Annotated in this window: 17 protein-coding genes; 13 read left to right on the forward strand and 4 right to left on the reverse strand. The window is 59.4% G+C overall.

All coding sequences use genetic code 11. The features are described from left to right. Window positions 1-68 precede the first annotated feature (68 nt). Together ACA064_RS11145 and ACA064_RS11150 are read right to left on the reverse strand one after the other, a co-directional pair. Window positions 69-629: a magnesium transporter gene (locus tag ACA064_RS11145; RefSeq protein ID WP_497673397.1), complete on the reverse strand. Its 561-nt coding sequence runs from the start codon at window positions 627-629 to the stop codon at window positions 69-71. Between the two features lie 357 nt (window positions 630-986). Continuing rightward, on the reverse strand, window positions 987-1,322 hold the full coding sequence (locus ACA064_RS11150) for a hypothetical protein (RefSeq protein WP_497673398.1): 336 nt from the start codon (window positions 1,320-1,322) through the stop codon (window positions 987-989). Window positions 1,323-1,529: 207 nt separating this feature from the next. On the opposite strand from ACA064_RS11150, the gene ACA064_RS11155 reads away from it, so the two are divergent. From ACA064_RS11155 to ACA064_RS11185, 7 genes are all read left to right on the forward strand, one after another. After that, on the forward strand, window positions 1,530-2,657 hold the full coding sequence (locus ACA064_RS11155) for a saccharopine dehydrogenase NADP-binding domain-containing protein (protein WP_497673399.1): 1,128 nt from the start codon (window positions 1,530-1,532) through the stop codon (window positions 2,655-2,657). A 2-nt stretch (window positions 2,658-2,659) separates the two neighbouring features. After that, window positions 2,660-3,151: a DUF2269 family protein gene (locus ACA064_RS11160; protein WP_497673400.1), complete on the forward strand. Its 492-nt coding sequence runs from the start codon at window positions 2,660-2,662 to the stop codon at window positions 3,149-3,151. 266 nt (window positions 3,152-3,417) lie between these two features. Further along, the gene (locus ACA064_RS11165) at window positions 3,418-4,986 is read left to right on the forward strand and encodes an ABC transporter substrate-binding protein (RefSeq protein WP_497674222.1); all 1,569 of its coding nucleotides are present in this window, start codon (window positions 3,418-3,420) and stop codon (window positions 4,984-4,986) included. A gap of 14 nt (window positions 4,987-5,000) precedes the next feature. Next, window positions 5,001-5,942 carry an ABC transporter permease gene (locus ACA064_RS11170; RefSeq protein ID WP_497673401.1) on the forward strand — a complete coding sequence of 314 codons (942 nt, stop codon included), beginning with the start codon at window positions 5,001-5,003 and terminating at the stop codon, window positions 5,940-5,942. Beyond that, window positions 5,939-6,814, forward strand: a complete 876-nt coding sequence (locus ACA064_RS11175; RefSeq protein ID WP_497673402.1) for an ABC transporter permease — start codon at window positions 5,939-5,941, stop codon at window positions 6,812-6,814. The genes ACA064_RS11170 and ACA064_RS11175 overlap by 4 nt, the downstream gene beginning before the upstream one ends. Window positions 6,815-6,816: 2 nt before the next feature. Beyond that, window positions 6,817-8,448 carry an ABC transporter ATP-binding protein gene (locus tag ACA064_RS11180; RefSeq protein WP_497673403.1) on the forward strand — a complete coding sequence of 544 codons (1,632 nt, stop codon included), beginning with the start codon at window positions 6,817-6,819 and terminating at the stop codon, window positions 8,446-8,448. A 117-nt stretch (window positions 8,449-8,565) separates the two neighbouring features. Continuing rightward, complete coding sequence (locus tag ACA064_RS11185) at window positions 8,566-9,849, forward strand: OprD family porin (protein ID WP_497673404.1); 1,284 nt, start codon at window positions 8,566-8,568, stop codon at window positions 9,847-9,849. Between the two features lie 38 nt (window positions 9,850-9,887). On the opposite strand, the gene ACA064_RS11190 is transcribed toward ACA064_RS11185, so the two are convergent. Next, window positions 9,888-10,766 (reverse strand): GntR family transcriptional regulator, encoded by an 879-nt coding sequence (locus ACA064_RS11190; protein ID WP_497673405.1) that lies wholly within the window; start codon window positions 10,764-10,766, stop codon window positions 9,888-9,890. Between the two features lie 192 nt (window positions 10,767-10,958). Between ACA064_RS11190 and ACA064_RS11195 the strand changes: the two genes are divergently transcribed. The 5 genes from ACA064_RS11195 to ACA064_RS11215 all read left to right on the forward strand — a co-directional run bounded on the left by ACA064_RS11195 (window position 10,959) and on the right by ACA064_RS11215 (window position 16,126). Then, window positions 10,959-12,458 carry a serine hydrolase domain-containing protein gene (locus tag ACA064_RS11195; RefSeq protein ID WP_497673406.1) on the forward strand — a complete coding sequence of 500 codons (1,500 nt, stop codon included), beginning with the start codon at window positions 10,959-10,961 and terminating at the stop codon, window positions 12,456-12,458. A 30-nt stretch (window positions 12,459-12,488) separates the two neighbouring features. Next, the gene (gene aptA, locus ACA064_RS11200) at window positions 12,489-13,796 is read left to right on the forward strand and encodes an omega-aminotransferase AptA (RefSeq protein WP_497673407.1); all 1,308 of its coding nucleotides are present in this window, start codon (window positions 12,489-12,491) and stop codon (window positions 13,794-13,796) included. A 6-nt stretch (window positions 13,797-13,802) separates the two neighbouring features. Beyond that, complete coding sequence (locus tag ACA064_RS11205; protein WP_497674223.1) at window positions 13,803-15,239, forward strand: aldehyde dehydrogenase family protein; 1,437 nt, start codon at window positions 13,803-13,805, stop codon at window positions 15,237-15,239. Between the two features lie 62 nt (window positions 15,240-15,301). Then, window positions 15,302-15,769, forward strand: coding sequence for an SRPBCC family protein (locus ACA064_RS11210; RefSeq protein ID WP_497673408.1), 468 nt, complete (start codon window positions 15,302-15,304; stop codon window positions 15,767-15,769). A gap of 111 nt (window positions 15,770-15,880) precedes the next feature. Then, entirely contained in the window at window positions 15,881-16,126 is a 246-nt protein-coding gene (locus ACA064_RS11215) for a hypothetical protein (RefSeq protein WP_497673409.1), read from the forward strand. A gap of 114 nt (window positions 16,127-16,240) precedes the next feature. On the opposite strand, the gene ACA064_RS11220 is transcribed toward ACA064_RS11215, so the two are convergent. Further along, window positions 16,241-17,920 carry a thiamine pyrophosphate-binding protein gene (locus ACA064_RS11220; RefSeq protein ID WP_497673410.1) on the reverse strand — a complete coding sequence of 560 codons (1,680 nt, stop codon included), beginning with the start codon at window positions 17,918-17,920 and terminating at the stop codon, window positions 16,241-16,243. Between the two features lie 299 nt (window positions 17,921-18,219). Between ACA064_RS11220 and ACA064_RS11225 the strand changes: the two genes are divergently transcribed. Beyond that, window positions 18,220-18,906 carry a GNAT family N-acetyltransferase gene (locus ACA064_RS11225; RefSeq protein WP_497673411.1) on the forward strand — a complete coding sequence of 229 codons (687 nt, stop codon included), beginning with the start codon at window positions 18,220-18,222 and terminating at the stop codon, window positions 18,904-18,906. The last annotated feature ends 35 nt before the right edge of the window (window positions 18,907-18,941 follow it).

Raw genomic sequence — 18,941 nt, forward strand, 5'->3', positions numbered from 1 at the left:
ATTCGTGTGAGATGGGTATTTCACCAGAGATGGAAGTCTTTTTCAGAGTTTCCTTAAGCCTCCAGGGACTAACCCGATATCACTCGCTTGAACTGATGCCATCTGTGCTGCCAGGCTACTGTCCAGTGGGGGGCTGCCGCTCCCGTGCCGGCGATCTTCAGCATTGGATGATGTTCGATTACCCGGTCCAATACCGATTCCTGATTCGGCTCGACATCCACGAAGAAGATATGTTTGCCCTCATCTACCACCTGTTTAAAACTGCGGAAGTGAGTGTTCGGCACCTGGAACCCAAAAAAACCGCCTTCCCAGATGCAGAAGCCCAATATAACAATGGCAAGGAAGATAAAAGGCACCCAGCCTGCGGCGGATTCGGTCCAACCCATCCACCAGGCGCCGCCAAGGACCAGCGCCGCAAGTGGCACACCGATCACCGCACCAATCTCGCCAGAGTGAACAGCATCTTGTTTCATTAACGAGTTGACCTCGTGGAGGTGATGTTCTTCCACATCAGCAACTTCTTCACTGAGCACATGAATTTGTTCGGAATCGATGCCGTTGGCTTCCAATTCATTTTCTACGGTTTCAAGATCGTCGAGATTGTCACTGATGTAATAGTGCCGATTCATGCCACACCTCCCATCTCGTGTTTGCTGTAGACCTCCTATGTCCTGCAGCAGTTAACTGAGATTTTCAGTCGGTATCTGTACCCGTTGGGAACGTTGCACACTTCATGCAATCCGAGAGAAGTATAGCACTCCGTAGCATGTGGGCCAGGCAGCGGGCGCTCTACGAGCGCTCGGAGCAGCAAGAAATCCTCTCTCGGTGGTTATCGCCACTGAATGCGTTTTTCCGGGCCGTTTCCTGCCTGTCACGCCTGACCGAAATCGACCCGAAAAAGACCTTCATGCCAATGTGTTTGACGCGCGCGGGCCAACAGCACTTTTCGTCTACTGGCGCGTCCGTGCACCTGGATTGAGTAACGGCTAACTTAACTGAGCAACCAGAACCGCGTTGGTATAGATCAAGCTGCCATCACTCTCTCGATGCCCAACCAAATGGAAGTGGCCGCGCTCTTCGTGCAAATAGACACGAAACTGGCAGTCGGACAGGGGGCCGTATCCCTCTGGAAGTTTCAAGTCCAGCGTATTCATATCGACATCGACCATGACTTCAGAGTCGTGGGTCTTTTCCAGGTATTCTTCGGCCTGCTCCAGACGCAGATGGACGTCGCCATCGACGTAAAAATGGATCTCGCCCACTGGGGTGGACTTTTGCTGGCCGCTGGCTTTGCACCAGCCTTCGATCGTCAGGGTACTCATGGCGAAACCTCTGATGTGGACTGTTGGACGCTGTAACACCAGCGCCTACTCAATTCTAGACCTGAATGTTCAATTGACTGGTCAGTGCCGCACAGGAAATCAGCACAAGCCTCTGACTCGCTTGCCTGGCCATCCGTTATCAGAGAAGCTCCCCACCCCATCTCGGGCGAGTTGATCGCATGAACGAATGGTCCAGGGAAGAGTTGAATGACGCTCAAGGTGATGGTAGTCGGCGGCTACGGAAACTTCGGCAGCATCGTCTGCAGGCATTTAGTCGTGATGCCAGGCGTAACGCTGGTGATCGCGGGGCGCGACCCACACAAGTTGTTGCGCAAAGTCGATGAATTAAAGGCCCGGTCGGGCACAGTCTGTGAAAGCTGGTGCGGCGATGCCATGGGCGCTGAGTTCAAGTCCGCTCTGGGTGCGCTGGGTATCCAATTGGTGATCCATACCGGTGGCCCGTTTCAGGGACAATCCTATGCAGTCGCCGAGGGCTGCATCGATGCGGGCGTCAGCTACTGTGACCTGTCCGACTGCCGCACCTTTGTAACCGGCATTGGCGCGCTCGACGCCCGAGCAAAACAGGCGGGAGTGGCCATCCTCAGCGGTTGCAGTTCGGTGCCGACGCTATCGGCAGCAATAATCGATCAGCACCGGTATCGCTTTAAACGCATCGACTCGATTGAACATGGCATTTCCTCTTCGGCCAGGATGCCGGGGCTATCGACCGTCGAAGGCGTGCTCGCCTACGCAGGGAAACCGATCAAGCAACTCAAGAATGGCCAGGTGCACGAGGTTCTGGGCTGGCAGGGCCTGACGCTGCGCAAGATGCACTCTCTGGGCATTCGAGTCCTGGCTAACGTCGACGTGCCGGACATCGATATCTTCGCCAGCCGTTATGGCGCTAAAACCCTGGGTTTCAAGGCTGGATCGGGCCTGAAGCTCGGCGGTGTGGCCAACTACCTGCTTGCCCAGGCTCTGAGAATGGGCCTGGTTCGCGACTATGCCCCATGGGCTGCCAGGTTGCATCGGTGGGGGAGCTGGTTCGAACGATTCGGCGATGGCAACAGCGCGATGTACATCGACGTTCAGGGCATCGGGGTTGCGGGAAAGCCGTTGTCCATGAGGGTGCAACTGACGGCCATGAACGACAAGGGCCCGGAAATCCCGAGCTGCGCCGCCGTTGCCCTGATCGCAAAAATCGTCCAGGGGTACTTGCCCGAACCCGGCGCTCGAGCCTGCGTGGGCGTAATAACCCTTGATGAATATATGGCCGCAATCAACGACCCGGCGAATCTGCATTGGTCCGTGCACTTCTCTGACGAGCAGAGCTGACCATGCTCTATCTGAGCCTGAAGTACATCCATGTCATCGCCGCCATTTTCCTGTTTGGATTCGGCATGGGCTCCTACCTCTACTTGATCGCCGCCAGCCGCACGGCCAACCCTCAAGTGATCGTGCACGTGGCCAGAATGGTCGTGCGGTTCGACACCTGGATCACCACGCCGGCAGGCTTTATTCAGATCGCGACAGGCTACCTGCTGGCGAGGCTTGCCGGACTTCCCCTGACCACCGAATGGGTTCTGACGTCGCTGATTATTTTCCTTTGCGTGGGTTCGCTTTGGCTGCCGGTGTTGCTGCTGCAAAAGCGCCTGCACTTGATGGCGCTGAGTGCGGTAGAGACAGGGGAGGGGCTCGATGATGGGTACAGGTCCGTTTACAGGAAATGGTTCTGGATGGGGGTTTTCGGGTTTTTCGGGATGTTTGTGATTGTGATGATCATGGTGACGAAGATGACGCCGGGCCAGTTGGTCGGAGTGTTGGGGTAAGCGGATAAGACAGGCTGTTGAATAGAGGCTGAATCCGGCTCGGCCGTACATCCGAAACAGATCTCAATGTTTTTAAATGATCAAAAAAACATTTACAAGCGGTCATCATGCTGTGAATATGTCCCTGCGAATTTAAAAATACAAAGTCGCACAGGGCGCTGATCAAGGTCAGGCCATAACAAAAACGACATAAACACAGCCTTGAAGCCGGCTCTGCCCCAGGCCGGACTTTTCAGCGAAGGAGAACCTCTCCCGTGCATCGCCTACTGAACAGATCTCTCTGCGTCACTCTGCAAGCGCTCAGCGTGGTCGCCCTCGGTGCTGCCTGTCAGCAGGCCCAGGCCGACACCACGTTGCGAGTCGGTCTGAATGCCGACATCCGCAGCACCGAGCCTGGCGTCAACCGTGATGAAAACACCGATACCGTGATGCTGCATATGGTCGAGGGCCTGGTGGCTCATCGCGAGGACGCCTCCGTAGGTCCGCTGCTGGCCAGGGAGGTTCAGGTTTCCGAAGACGGTCTGACCTATATCTTTAAGCTGCGTGAGGGAGTGCGCTTTCATAACGGCGCTCTGCTTCGCGCCGCCGACGTCAAGTGGACCTGGGAGCATTACCTGAATCCGCAGACCCAGTGGCGCTGTCTGGCAGAGTTCGATGGCCGTGGCGGCGCGAAAATCACCAGCATTTCCACCCCGGACCCGCTCACCGTGGTGTTCCGTCTCGATCAGTCCAGCGGGCTGTTCCTGGCGTCCATGGCCCGCCCGGATTGTGGGGGCGGCGGCATCCTGCACCCGGATTCGGTCGCGGCGGACGGTCGCTGGAAGGCACCGATCGGTACCGGGCCTTTCGCTCTCGCCGAGTGGAAGCCGGGACAGTCCGTGGAGCTGGCACGTTTCAAGGATTACAGCGCCCGTGACGAGGCCGGGCCGGATGGCTTCACCGGCAAGAAGCAGGCACTGGTCGATGCATTGCGCTTCATGATCATTCCCGATGCGTCGTCGGCCAAGGCCGCCTTGTTATCGAACAACATCGACCTGTTGCCGGACGTGACGGCCAGCGATGCCCAGGAACTCAAGGCGCTACCGGGGATTCAGGTCTCGGTCAGCCCGATCATGGCGATCTGCGGCCTGCTGTTCCAGACCAACGATCCGTTGCTCAAGGATGTGCGCATTCGTCAGGCCATTGCCCATTCGCTGGACTACGGACAAATGGTCATCGCCTTGTCCAATGGGCTGTCCGAGCCGAACAACTCGGCGGTTCCGCAAACCAGCGCCTTCTACGGCGCCACGGCGAAGCAGGGTTACAGCTATGATCCGGGAGAGTCCCAGCGCCTGTTGAAGGAAGCCGGTTATCGCGGCCAGCCGATCAAGATGATCGTCAACAAGCGCTATCAGCAGATGTTCGACATGGGCGTGTTGAGCCAGGCCATGGCTCAGGGCAGTGGCTTGAATATCGAGATGGAAACCCTGGAGTGGGGCACTCAGCTGGAGCGTTACCAGAGCGGTAACTACCAGATGATGGCGTTCTCCTATTCGTCGCGGCTGGACCCGGCGCTGGGCTTTGACTCGCTGATGGGTGACAAGAGCAAGGAGCCGCGCAAAGTCTGGGACAACCCTCAAGCCCAGGCGCTGCTGCGTGATGCGGTACGCCAGAGCGACACCGGCAAACGCCAGGAGCTGTTCGACCAACTGCACCGGATGATGATCCACGACACCCCCATGGTGATCATCTACAACGGCACCATCATCGGTGCGCTGCGCGACAGCATCCGTGGCTATCACTCCTGGCCGGTGGCCAAGCCGCGACTGTGGGGCGTCAGCCTCGCGACCCAGTAAGGCGGAGTCTGATCATGTTGCGTTTTATCCTGCAAAAACTCGGGATGGCGATACCGACCCTGTTACTGATTTCGCTGATGGTGTTCGCCTTGATTCGGCTGATCCCCGGTGACCCGGCACTGCTGATGCTCGGCGATATGGCCGACCCGCAGAGCCTGGCCGACATGCGTCGGACCCTGGGGCTGGATCACACGTTGGTGACCCAGTTCCTGATCTGGTTCAAGGCGGTCCTCAGTGGCGACCTGGGGTTCTCCATCAGCACCAAACAGGCGGTGTTGCCGCTGATTCTGGAGCGTTTCAGCGTCAGCGCGACCATCGTGCTGGTGGCGGTATTGCTGGCCACGCTGATCGCAGTGCCAGTCGGACTGATCGCCGCCTGGAAACAGAACAGCGCCCTGGACCTGGGGTTGGTGACGTCGGCCACGTTGCTGCTGTCGATTCCCAGCTTCTGGCTCGGCTTGCTGCTGCTCCACGCGTTTGGCATCAAGCTCGGCTGGCTGCCAGTGGTGGGTTATGTGAGTTTCGCCGAGGCCCCTTGGCAAGCCATGAGCTACCTGGTGCTGCCGATTGTCACTCTGACCCTCGTGGAACTGGGCGCGATCACTCGCATGGCCCGGGCCAGCACCATTGAAGTGTTGCGTCTGGAGTACATCGCCCATGCCCGTGCCAAAGGTTTGTCCGAGCGTGCGGTGCTGTGGCGGCATGCCTTGCCTAACGCTTTCGCGCCGACCTGGACCCTGGTCGGGCTGATCCTTGGCAATCTGCTGGGGGGGATTGCAGTGCTGGAAACCGTATTCACCCTGCCTGGCATCGGCCGGTTGATGGTGGACGCGATCTTTGCCCGCGACTACCCGGTGCTGCAGGGCTGTCTGCTGCTGATCACCTTCATCTATGTGCTGGTCAACCTTTGCGTGGATCTGCTCTACCCACTGTTCGATCCAAGGGTGAAGTTATGAGTTCGAATTTTCCCGTCGCACCGGTCGCCGGTGCCGCAAGCACGCCAGGCAAACGGCCACGTCCATGGCCGCCGGCCAACGCGCTGATTGGTGGCGGTCTGTTGCTGATGCTGATTGTCCTGGCGTTGCTGGGTCTGGTCTGGACGCCTTTCGATCCGCTGCGTATCGACCTGTTGTCACGTTTGCAGGCGCCTTCGGCCAACCATTGGCTGGGTACCGATGAGTTCGGTCGCGATGTGTTCAGCCGGCTGTTGATTGGCGCCCGCACCAGCCTGTGGATCAGCTTGCTGGCGGTCAGTGTCGCGGTCATTGCCGGGACCCTGATCGGCATGCTCGCCGGCTATCTGCGCGGCTGGACCGATCGTCTGTTGATGATGTTCAACGATGCATTGCTGGCGTTTCCGGGGATTCTCATGGCCCTGGGCATCATGGCGATCATCGGCGCCAGCAAGTACGGGATCGTCCTGGCGCTGGGCATCGCCTACACGCCGTCGGTGGTGCGAGTGGTTCGCGGCAGCGTGCTGTCCCTGCGCGAGCTGGAGTTCATCGAAGCGTCGCGGGTAATCGGCAACTCCGAGCTGTACACCATGCTGCGGCATATCGCCCCCAACTGCATGGCTCCGCTCTGTGTCTTGGCCACCAGTATGTTCGGTTGGGCGCTGCTGTCGGAAAGTGCCCTGAGCTTCCTTGGTCTGGGTGTGCCACCGCCAGCGGCGACCTGGGGCAACATGCTTGCCAGTAGCCGGCCTTACATCGCCTCCGCCAGCTGGCTCGGGATCTTCCCGGGGCTGTTCATCTGCCTGGCGCTGTTGGCAATCAATCTGTTCGGCGATGCACTGCGTGATCGTCTCGACCCCCGGATGAGGAAATGAACATGTCAGCCCACACTGTTTTGCTGAGCGTGGAAAACCTGAAAATTCGAGTGGGTGAGCATGGGCCGCTGGCGGTTGACGACCTGAGCTTCAGCGTGGCTGCGGGCGAGATCGTGGCCTTGGTCGGCGAGTCGGGCAGCGGCAAGACTATGGCAGCGCGTGCGGCTATCGGCTTGCTGCCGTTACCGATGCAGGTCTGTGGCGGACGCCTGAATTTTCAGGGGCGCGATCTCGCGAGTCTGAATACCGCCGAGTTGCGGGCCATTCGTGGTGCGAGTATCGGCATGGTGTTCCAGGAACCGATGGTTTCGCTCAATCCGGCCTTGAAGATTGGTCAGCAGATGAGCGAAGCGCTTGAACTGCACACCGATCTCGATGCCGGGCAGATCCGCGAGCGCTGCGTGACGATGCTGCAACGCATTGGCATCAAGGATGCCGAGCGCTGTCTGGAAGCCTACCCGCATCAGTTCTCCGGCGGCATGCGCCAGCGGATCATGCTGGCCTCGGTGATGCTCCTGCGTCCGGCGCTGTTGATTGCCGACGAGCCGACGACCGCGCTGGACTGTCTGGCGCAACTGGATGTGATCGAGCTGATGCTCGAGCTGACCCGGGAGCAGGGCACAGCGATCCTGTTCATCAGCCATGATCTGTCGCTGGTGGCGCGTTATGCCCATAAGGTAGTGGTGATGCGTCATGGCCAGTCGGTGGAGCAGGGCACGATCGAAGACATCCTGCTGGCGCCCAAGGCCGAGTACACCCGCCAGTTGCTCGAGGCGTTGCCGCGGCGCGGTGAACTGGCACCGCTGCCCGCCAGCAACGGGCCACTGGTGGAGGTCGTTCAGGTCTGTATCGAGCATCCCGGGCCGACTTCGTTCTGGGGCAAACGCCAGTACAAGCGAGTCGTGCACTCGGCCAGCCTGGCGATTGCATCGGGGGAAACCCTGGCGCTGGTGGGCGGCAGTGGCTCGGGCAAGACCACCCTCGGCCGCTCGCTGGTGGGCCTGGTCAAACCCTGTGCCGGAACGATCCGCTTCAAGGGAGTGGACATCCTCAAGGCGGCCAACCGTACCCATAGGTTGCAATGCCAGATGATCTTTCAGGACCCCTATTCGTCGCTTAACCCACGGATGAAAATCGGCGAGATTCTGGCTGAGCCGTTGCGCCACGAGCCGGGCCTGAATGCAGCCCAGCGTCGCGAGCGGGTAGCGCAGACCCTGCGGGATGTCGGTCTGGCCGAGCAGTTCGCCGACCGTTTCCCCCATCAGCTGTCCGGTGGCCAGCGCCAGCGCGTGGCCATCGGCCGTGCCCTGGTGCGCCATCCACAACTGGTGATCGCCGACGAGCCGATCTCCGCCCTGGACATGACCATCCAGAAGCAGATTCTCGAACTGTTCGAGCGCTTGCAGGCGCAGTACGGCTTTGCCTGCCTGTTCATCTCCCATGACCTTGCTGCAGTGGAGCGAATCGCTCACCGGGTGGCAGTGATGCACCAGGGCGAAGTGGTGGAAGTGGGAGGGCGCGAGCAGATCTTCGACCATCCGCAGCACCCTTACACACGGCAATTGCTCGCGGCCGCCAGTCCATTGGAAAAACTGGTCGACGGCGGTTACCGGATACGACCCGCCAGTTTTTGATTTAACACCCTGATCGCACCCCGCGCGCCAGCCTCAAAACTGGCGCGAAGGGAGAAGTCATGTCCGAAAAAAACAATAAGACCTACTCACTCATCACGACTGCCAGGAGCCAAATGAATGCATAACAACAACCTGAACCTGATCTTGAAGGGCGTCAGCCTGATGGGCGGCGGCCTTCTGTGCGCCCCGGCCCAGGCCGACTTCATCAAGGACAGCAAGGCTGATCTGGAACTGAAGAACTACTACTTCAATCGTGACTACCGTGAAGACGCCGGGCAATCCAAGCGTGAGGAATGGGCCCAGGGTTTCATCCTCAATCTGAAGTCGGGTTTCACCGAAGGCACTGTCGGTTTTGGCGTTGACGCGGTCGGTATGCTTGGCCTGAAACTCGACTCCAGTCCCGACCGCTCGGGCTCCGGCCTGCTATCGCGTGATAACGAGGCCGAGCCGGGCCAACCGAGTTACGTCAAACGCGCCCACGACGAATACTCCAAGCTGGGCGTGACCGGGAAAATGCGGATTGCCAAGAGCGAGTTGCGCAGCGGCTACCTGCTGCCGGACCTGCCGACTTTGCAACCCAACACCAGCCGACTATTCCCGCAAAGTTTCCGCGGTACCCAACTGACCTCCGGGGATATCACCGGCCTGGCGTTGACCGGTGGGCAGATTGATCGAACCAAGCAGCGTGAATCGACCGACTACGAAGAGATGGGGCTGACCAGTCAAAGCGGCGCCTACAAAAGCTCCGCCAAAAGCGACCAGTTTCGCTTCATGGGCGGCGATTACAAGCTCACCCCGGACCTGATCCTGAGCTACCACTTCGCTCAGCTGGAAGACATCTACCAGCAACACTATGTGGGCTTGAAAAACAGTTTTGCCCTGGGCGGCGGCACACTGAAAACCGATATCCGTTACTTCGACGCCGACAAGGCCGGAGCGGGGCTGGCGGGCAAGGTCGACAACCGCGCGCTGAGTACGCGCATTGCCTACAGCTACAAGGGCCACAGCTTGGGCGGCGGCTACCAGGAACAGTTCGGCGATACCCCCTTCACCTACGTGGACGGCACCAACACCTATCTGTTCTCGGAGTACCAGCTGAGCAACTTCTCCCAGACCAATGAGCGGGTGTGGCATGCCCGCTACGACTTCGACTTCGCGGCCCTGGGAGTTCCCGGGCTGACGTTCTCGACCCGCTGGGCCAAGGGTGATCAGGCCCAGGTGCTGGGTTTTGCCGGCGAGGGACGTGAGTGGGAGCGCGATATCGATCTGGGCTACGTGTTCCAGTCCGGGGCGCTCAAGGGTGTTTCGCTGCGCTGGCGCAATGGTCTGAGCAAGGCCAACTACCTGCGCGATACCAACGAAAACCGGGTGATCCTCGGTTACACCGTGGCGCTCTGGTAATGAATTTACGGTTGTGGGGCGGTCAACCGCCATCCGCCTCAGGCCTTGTTGCGCGCAACCCCCATTTTGCTGGCCACTTCCAGATGCCGGTGGAGCAGGGTCGAAGCCCATTCGTTATCACCTTGCTCCAGCGCATCAAGGATCGCCAGGTGTTCCCGGCAGGACACCTTGACCCGCTCGACGTTGCTTGCCGAGTGGAACTCGGTCAGGCGGCGCAGGCGGTTCTGCTGCTGGATCGCCTGGAGGATGTAGGTATTGCCGGAAGCCGTCGCAAGCAGCTCATGGAACTCGGCGTTGCTTTCGAAAAACTGCTGGCCGTCGACCTGGCCTTCGAGCAGTTCGAGCTGGCGCTGACGGCAGCGACGAAACTGCTCGGGGTTAATCTTGAAGGTCGGCTCCAGCAGCCCGGCAGGCTCGAGCAGCATGCGAAAGCGATAGCTCTCGAAACGGGTCTGGGGGCTGCTCAGGGTCGGCAGGAACAGCCAGCCATGCCCATGCTTGCGCTGCATCACGCCCTCATCGGAGAGCCGCAGCAGGCAACGACGCAACACGCTTTTACCAACGCCGTAGCGGCGCAACAGATCGCTTTCGGAGAGCTGGTCGGGCAAGACCTGGTTCAGCCGGTCGTCGATCAGCCGGGTGTAAAGCTGGTCTTCCTCGTTGTGCAGTTCACTGAACTGCTCCGCCAGGCCGCTGGAGGTTTGCAGCGGTACGCGAAAGCCCTGTTGGGGCAACGGCTCGATCAGCTGTTGTTCAGCCAGATAGGAGAGGGCGCTGCGGATCGGCGAACGGGACACGCCCAGGCGCTGGGTCAGTTCGACTTCCTTGAGGTGGGTACCGGGTTGCAGGTCGCCGGACTGAATGGCGGAAAGGATCTGGCCGGCGACTTTGGTCTGCAGCGAGGTGAGTTGAGCCATGGTGCGTTGTCGTTCCTGTGACAGAGGAGGGAAGGATACCCGAAAAGTCCGGAAAGCTTCGATGTGGCCGGAAACTGAATTATAGGCTGTTCAAATACATTTATGCAGTGACTGTTAAATCCTTGTATGTATTATTCGAAATATAAAAACATTGCCAGGGCATCAGACGGCAATTTTTGAGGATGACCCGCTATGACCTATGTACCCCTGCCCAGAGCCTTGCCCCATGAACGGGGCGTCGACGCCCGCGGCATCGTTGATTTTCTCTCGGCGGTCTCCAGCGCCGGACTCGAGCTGCACAGCTTTATGCTCTATCGCCAGGGCGCGGTGGTGGCAGAAGCGTTCTGGCGGCCGTATTCCGCCCGGCGCATGCACGTGCAGCATTCGGCGACCAAGAGCTGGACCGCCACAGCCGTCGGTTTGCTGGTCGACGATGGACGCTTGAAACTCGACGACAAAGTGGTCAGCTTTTTCCCCGAACTGTGCCCTGTAGAAGTCAGCGCGAACCTCGCGGCCATGACAGTGGAAGACCTGCTGACCATGCGCACCGGCCACCAACGCGGCATTTCCGGCGGTGACTGGCGCACCCTGAAAAGCAGCTGGGTCGAAGCCTTTCTGCAAGAGCCGGTGGACGAACCGCCGGGCAAGTCGTTCATCTATAGCAGCGCCTCAAGCTTCATGCTGTCGGCCATTGTCACCCGCGTCACCGGGCAAACCCTGCATGCCTTGCTGCAGGAGCGGGTTCTGGATTTCCTGGGCCTGGACAAACTGGAGTGGGACCTGGCGCCAGGTGGTTTCAATTCCGGCGGCAACGGCCTGAGCTGCACCACTGAAGACTCATTGAAGTTTGGTGTGATGCATCTGAATCAGGGTCAGTGGCAGGGTCGCCAACTGCTTTCGCCACAATGGATTTGCGAGGCCACCCGCAATCAGGTCGAAGACGTCTGGATGGGTGAATTTGACGGCAAACAATACTTGCCGCGCAACAACGACGGTGCCGCCGAGGCGCAACGTGAAGGGTACGGCTATCAGTGGTGGATGACCAAGCACGGCGGCTACTACGCCTCTGGCGTCTTTGGCCAGTATTGCATCGTCCTGCCGGAGCAAGACACCGTGATCGCGTTCACCTGCGGTCTTCGCCTGGGCGAGCGGCGTTTGCACACGGCTCTTTGGGAGTATTTGTTCCCGGCGCTGGGGCGTGAGTCAACAGATCCGCAGGCCAGCCAGGTGCAACTCGACGTGCTGATTGATGGCCTGCGCCTGCCCACTCTGCAGGGTCTGAGCGAATCGCCGCACGCCGCAGCGCTGCAAGGTCGTTTCGCCATCGAGCCAAACGAGGACGGTGTTCGCGAACTGGGTTTCGACTTTCGCGGCGACTACTGCGACTTCAGCCTGGTCGACCACCGTGGCGCCCATAACCTGCGTGTCGGTTTCCAGCAGCCCATCGAATCCCTCACCAGCATCACCGGCAACTACTTGCACCACCAATATCAACCGGAGCAAACCCCGGTCATCGCTCAGGGCTGCTGGTTTGCTGCGGGCGAGTTGCGGATGGACTGGCGCTTTGTCGAAACCGCCTTCGGCGATCACGTCAGTTGTCGCCTGGAAGAGGGTCGTTTGCTGTTCGATCGGGGCGTCAACACCAATGCCGGATCAATGCAGCGCCCAACGCTGATCGGCACCCGGATCTGACCCCCTCATTACATTTACGGAGCACAGTTGATGAACCAGACCTCGACTTCGGCGCTGTGGGCGCCCTTTACCCCGATGCGCCAATTCAATCGCCAGCCGATGCTGTTCGAGAGCGCCGAGGGCATGCATTACACCACCACCGATGGCCGCCGGGTGCTTGACGCCATGGCCGGGCTCTGGTGCGTCAACGCCGGCCATGGCCAGGAGCGGATTGTTGAAGCGATTCGCGAAGCGGCGGGCCGACTGGACTTCGTCTCCTCATTCAAGATGAGCCACCCGGCCGCGCTGACCATGGCCGACCAACTGGTGGCGAGAGCCCCGGCCGGGCTGGATAAAGTATTCTTCACCAACTCCGGTTCCGAGGCGGTAGATACTGCCTTGAAGATCGCCCGCGCCTACCACCAGGCCCGTGGTGACAGTCGTCGTACCAAGCTGATCGGCCGCGCCAAGGGGTATCACGGCATGGGCTTCGGTGGGCTGTCGGTGTCGGGTATAGGTCGACAGAAACGCGACTTCGGGCCACTGCTCGGAGACGTTGCGCACCTGCCGCTGCCTTATGACGCCAGCCTGCGGTTCAGTGCCGGCCAGCCGGAACAGGGCGCCGATTATGCGGATGCGCTGCTGCAACTGTTTGAGGTCCACGATCCGGCGACGGTGGCGGCGGTGATTGTCGAACCTGTGACCGGTTCTGGAGGTGTGTATGCGCCGCCCTTGGGTTACTTGCAGAAACTGCGGGAGGTTTGCGACCGCCATGGCGTGCTGCTGATTTTCGACGAAGTGATTACCGGCTTCGGTCGTCTCGGCGCCTCGTTCGCCGCTCAGGTTTTCGGCGTTACTCCGGACCTGATGACCCTGGCCAAGGGCCTGACCAATGGGGCGGTGCCCATGGGCGCCGTACTGGTCAGTGGTTCGGTGTACGAAGCGTTCATGAATGGCCCCGAGCAAGCCATCGAGTTGATGCACGGCTATACCTATTCGGCACATCCGCTGGCGTGCGCGGCGGGCCTGGCGACCCTGGCGGTGCATGAGGAGCTGGGTATCAACGCTCACGTTCAACACATTGCCCCGGTATGGCAGAACGCGGCACTCGCGCTACGCGAGCAGGGGTTGGTGCTGGACGTTCGGGCCATCGGCTTGCTGTGCGCGGTAGAGCTCAAGCCGCGTGACCGTGCACCGGGGGCTCGCGCCACCGAGGCCGCTCAGCGCTGTTTCGACGCCGGCCTGCTGGTGCGCGCATCGGGCGAGAACATCGTGCTGTCGCCGCCGCTGATCATCAGCGAAGAACAGATAGCCCTGATTTTCGACACCCTGCACCGCGTCCTCGACCAGATCGCCTGAGGAGGCCTGATGAATTACCTGGACTTCTACATCGACGGCGAGTGGGTCAAACCCTTGGGCGGCGAAACCCTGCCGGTGATCGACCCCTCAACCGAGCGCTCCATTGGCGCCATCAGCCTGGGCACCCGCGCCGACCTCGACCGGGCGGTAGCTGCGGCAAAGCGTGCATTCACGCTCTATGGGCAATGGTCGCGGGAACAGCGCCTGGACCTGCTGGCAGCCATCATCGAGGGTTATCGGCAACACAGCGAGGCCTTGGTCGAGTTGGTGCACCGGGAGATGGGCGCGCCGCTGTCACTGGCTCGCAGTGCCCATGTTCCGGCGGGTCTTGGGCATCTGCAACGGGCTTTCGATGTGCTGCGCAGTTATGACTTCGACCGGCAGCACGGCAGCACCCTGATCAGCCGCGAGCCGATTGGCGTCTGCGGCCTGATCACCCCCTGGAACTGGCCACTCAACCAGCTGACCTGCAAACTCGCTCCGGCGCTGGCGGCGGGTTGTACCATGGTGCTCAAGCCCAGCGAGAAGGCGCCGCTGTCGGCCATGCTGCTGGCCGAGATTCTTCATGACGCCGGGGTGCCCAAGGGCGTATTCAATCTGGTCAATGGCGATGGCCCGACTATCGGTGATGGCATAGCCCGGCATCCGGACATCGATATGGTCTCGTTCACCGGCTCCACGGGAGCAGGCATTGCCGTGGCCAAAGCGGCGGCGGACACGGTCAAGCGGGTGTCGCAGGAGCTGGGCGGCAAGTCAGCCAACCTGATCCTGGCCGATGCCGATGCCGATATCGAAATGGCCGTGCGCCATGGCGTCAGCAGCTGTTTTCGCAACGGCGGACAATCCTGTAACGCGCCGACCCGGTTGTTGATCCCGCGGGCGCTGCAAGAGCGGGCCATCGAGATTGCCGAAGCGGTGGCCGCTGAAATCTGTTTCGACGACAGCAACCCGTCCAGCGCCATGGGGCCACTGGCCAATCTGGCGCAGTTCGAACGGGTCCAGGCATTGATTGGCGACGCCATGATCCAAGGAGCGCAGCCAGTGTGTGGCGGCGTCGGACGTCCCGACGGTGTGACGCAGGGCTATTACGTTAAACCGACTGTGTTCGCCAATGTTCGGTCGGACATGCCAATCGCCCGGGAAGAGGTGTTCGGGCCGGTACTGGTCATCATCCCATACGACACCGAGGACGAGGCCGTCGCTATCGCCAATGACAGCCCTTACGGCCTGTCGGGTTATGTCACAGCAGGCTCTCTGCAGCGAGCGCGGGCCGTGGCGCGGCGTTTGCGCACCGGCATGGTCCATCTCAATGGCAGCAAGGCCGACAACGGCGCCCCCTTCGGCGGCTACAAACAGTCGGGCAACGGCCGCGAGTGGGGCGTACACGGGCTGGAGGAGTATCTGGAATTGAAGTCGATGTTTGGTTATCAGCCGGCCCTGTAGTTCAAGAACCGGCCATGCCTGTTACGATCGCACTTTAAGCCTGCGCAGCAGCGGAGTTCCCTTTGCCTCGACGTCGCATCCACATGGCCATGCCAGCATCAGCCGCTCAGGCGTTCGAAGCATTTCATAACCATGACATACGCCGGCGTTGGGATACGTTGCTACGCCATGCGGCCATAGAGGGTGGTCACACCCATCCCTTTATCGGCGCAATAAGCACAAACCCGGGACGTGGTCTGGCTCGTCTGATTTCGATGCGTACACGGTTCGTCAACTACGTGCCAGGAACGCTGGCTGCCGCGGTAATCGTCGAGCCTGCCGGTCCCTTTGAATGGTGGGCGGCGTCGATGCATCACCGGGATACCGATGCTGGCTGTTCGGAGCTTGTGTACACCTTCAGCCTGCGCTTGCGGCCGCGCTGGCTGGGTAGTTGCTTCAATGGATTGGCTGCCTGGTTGTTCGAACGTGCCACCCGACGCCGATTGACGGCAATGGCGAATTACCTGGCGAACACCTCTGCCAGGAAGTAGCGATTTCGGCGGAATCAATCGCTCGCCTTACCCATCCACGATGGTTTGCGTTGGCGTTTTTCGCAGCGAGCGATCAAGCCATTCCTTTCCTGACCAAGCGGATCACCTCGAATGACTTTTATCCGCTATCTACTGCAATTACTGATCCTCGTCAGCGTCGGTTTCGGGCTCAACTCAATTTTTCGCAAATCACCACTACAGATCGGTGAGGCATTGGTGGTTTTGTTGATTGGGGCGTCCTTTTTCATTCTCACCTTGATGCTCAAGCACGCGATCTGGCCCCACCCCCACCGGCTTGGTGATTTTGGCGGGTGGGGTTTGGCTCATTTGCCTCGGATGGAAGATGTGGCGAGATGAGAGTGAAAACCGGTGAGCGAATTTCACCAGCACCGATCATCCGGGCTTGTAACAGCCGACTGCCCGGACAAGTCGTAAATCAGGCGCCCATCAGGGAGGGAAATGGGTACCCGTTTATTTTTTGCTTGATTGTTCTCTGATCTGGGTCAGGCTCAGTCGCGGCGTCAATGCTTCAGGATCGACTCTGACTTCAATCAGAGACGGCCGGGACATTTCAAGGCAACGTTCAAAAGCGGGTTCAAACCCGGACGTCGTCGTCACTACCTCGCCATGGAGTCCATAGGCTTTTGCTAGGGCTGCGAAATCCGGGTTGAGCAGTTCGGTTCCTGAAACGCGCCCAGGGTAGTTGCGTTCCTGATGCATTCTGATTGTTCCGTACATCCCATTGTTGATCACAACGAAAATCACATTGGCCCCATATTGCGCTGCAGTCGCTATCTCCTGGCCATTCATCAAGAAGCAGCCATCCCCTGAGAACGAAACCACCACTCGATCCGGGCACGTCAATTTGGCGGCCACAGCAGCAGGAACGCCGTAGCCCATGGAACCGTTGGTGGGGCCTAGCTGGGTGCGGTATTGCCGGAACTGGTAGAAACGTTGAAGCCAAACGGCATAGTTTCCAGCACCATTCGTCAGGATCGCATCGTCTGGAAGTCTACGATTCAACCACTCGATAATTTCGGCCAGTTGGACAGGGCCAGGGGAGGGTGACCGCTGCAGGTTCTGCTGATAGTTTTTGTTCAGCGTGCGCGTCCACTCGCTCTTTCTTTGGGTGGTCGCTGCAGGAATTTTTGCTGCTGAATTAGCAAAGCTCGACATGCTGCTGTTTATAGCTAACGCAGGTTGATATACCCGCCCCAGTTCCTCAATACCTTGGTGAATGTGAATCAAGGTTTGCTTGGGTACCGGGATATCCAAAGCAGCGTATCCACCTGTCGAAACCTCTCCCATTCGCGAGCCCACTACCAGGAGCAGGTCAGCGTCTTTCACCGCGGATGACAACTGCGCGGAAGCGGCGAATCCAAGATCTCCCGCATAGTTGGGGTGTCGATTGTCGAACAGGTCCTGGCAGCGAAAGGAAGCTGCAACCGGGATATCTTGCTGTTCAGCAAAAAGCCGAATGTCATGGACTGACTCGCTATCCCAGCCGCTGCCACCCAGCACCATCAATGGACGCTCTGATCGCTCAAGCAGTTGCTGCATGGCGGCCATTTGCTCGGCGGCGGGAGTCATCAAGACGCGTTTGAACGGGCCGGCATCACTGACTTCCGCCATTTCGGTCAGCATGTCTTCTGGCAGTGCGACCACTACCGGCCCTGGCCTGCCATTCACCGCTCGGTGGAACGCCTGGCTTATCAATTCGGGAATTCGGCTGGTGTCGTCTATCTGGACGACCCATTTCGCCAAGGGGCCAAACATCTGGCGGAAATCAATTTCCTGAAAGGCTTCGCGATACTGTTGATCGCGAGCGACCTGGCCAATGAACAGGATCATCGGCGTGGAGTCCTGGAACGCCGTGTGAACGCCAACAGAGGCGTTTGTTGCCCCCGGGCCTCGGGTGACAAAACAGATGCCTGGCTCTCCAGTGAGCTTGCCGTAGGCTTCAGCCATATAGGCCGCACCACCTTCCTGGCGGCATACGACCAGATCGATTTCCTCCTGCACGTCATGCAATGCGTCGAGAACCGCGAGGTAGCTTTCTCCCGGAACACAGAAAGCTCTTTTGACGCCATGGATGCGTAAGGCATCCACCAAAATTTGACCTCCGCTACGACGAGAAATGGCTTTATTCATTGTTATCTCCTGAGTCGAATGGTGCGGTGTGAAGAGGGTGCTCACTTTCTGGCAGGAATTCTGAGCATCATCGAGTATGGGTACAAACGATGATTGCTCTGCATTTCATTCCCTAAGCTATTGAAGTCGAACTTCAAGTCGCTACATTTTTTTACTCCCGAGCGCTTCAGTCGCCTGGCTCTAAGCACACCATTCCAATTACTAATGGAATCAACTGTTAGACGGCGCGGTATGATGGCCCGGCCCTGGGCGAACTTTCCAAGTCACGGGCAAGCCTCAAACCCGGAGTCAGGAATTCGATGCCCCAGATCAGCCACTTTGAAACCCAGTGCCCCGAGCACATCAACAGTCAGATTCTGCAGATGGTCGTCGACTATTTAACCGACATCAGCATGGTGGCGATCGCGCCGAGCAACCTTCTGTACAACGTGTATCAATATGCTATCGGCTATGAGGTTCATCTCTACCTGGAGGCGCTCGGCGGGTCTAAAGGGATTCCGGTGGAATTGCTCGTCGCGTCGGACGATGAGGACCCTTCAAAGGTCATCGGCTTTTTGCTGTATCTGCCGGTCAAGGACGATCCCGAAGCGTGCGGCGTAGCCTATATGGCGGTGCACGCCAGCCATCGGCGCCGAGGGGTGGCGCGCGCGATGCTGGAGGCGATGGTTGGCCGATACCCACATGCCGAGCTGACGTGCTCCGTTGCCAAGGTCCCCTGGTTCGAATCCATGGGGTTTCAGGTGGTGGGCGTGCGCGGTACTCAGGTGCTGATGAATACCCGTGATCACGGTACTGACGGCTTGATGGGGCTGCTGGATGTCGCACCGATCTACAGCTCCCTCGAGGTGCGGCAGATTCATACCTATCTTCTGCAAAAGCACGGGAAGAGAGCGATGCTCGATGCAGAGAAGCAGCGTGACCGGCATCTCGACCAGATGACGCGCAACGCCAAGGCTTTTGTGCTGGAGCGCCTGGGCGATCAATGATCAGCAGGCGCGCTTGCTGGAAGTCGAGCCCTGGA

The organism is Pseudomonas sp. LBUM1658, assembly GCF_059716055.1.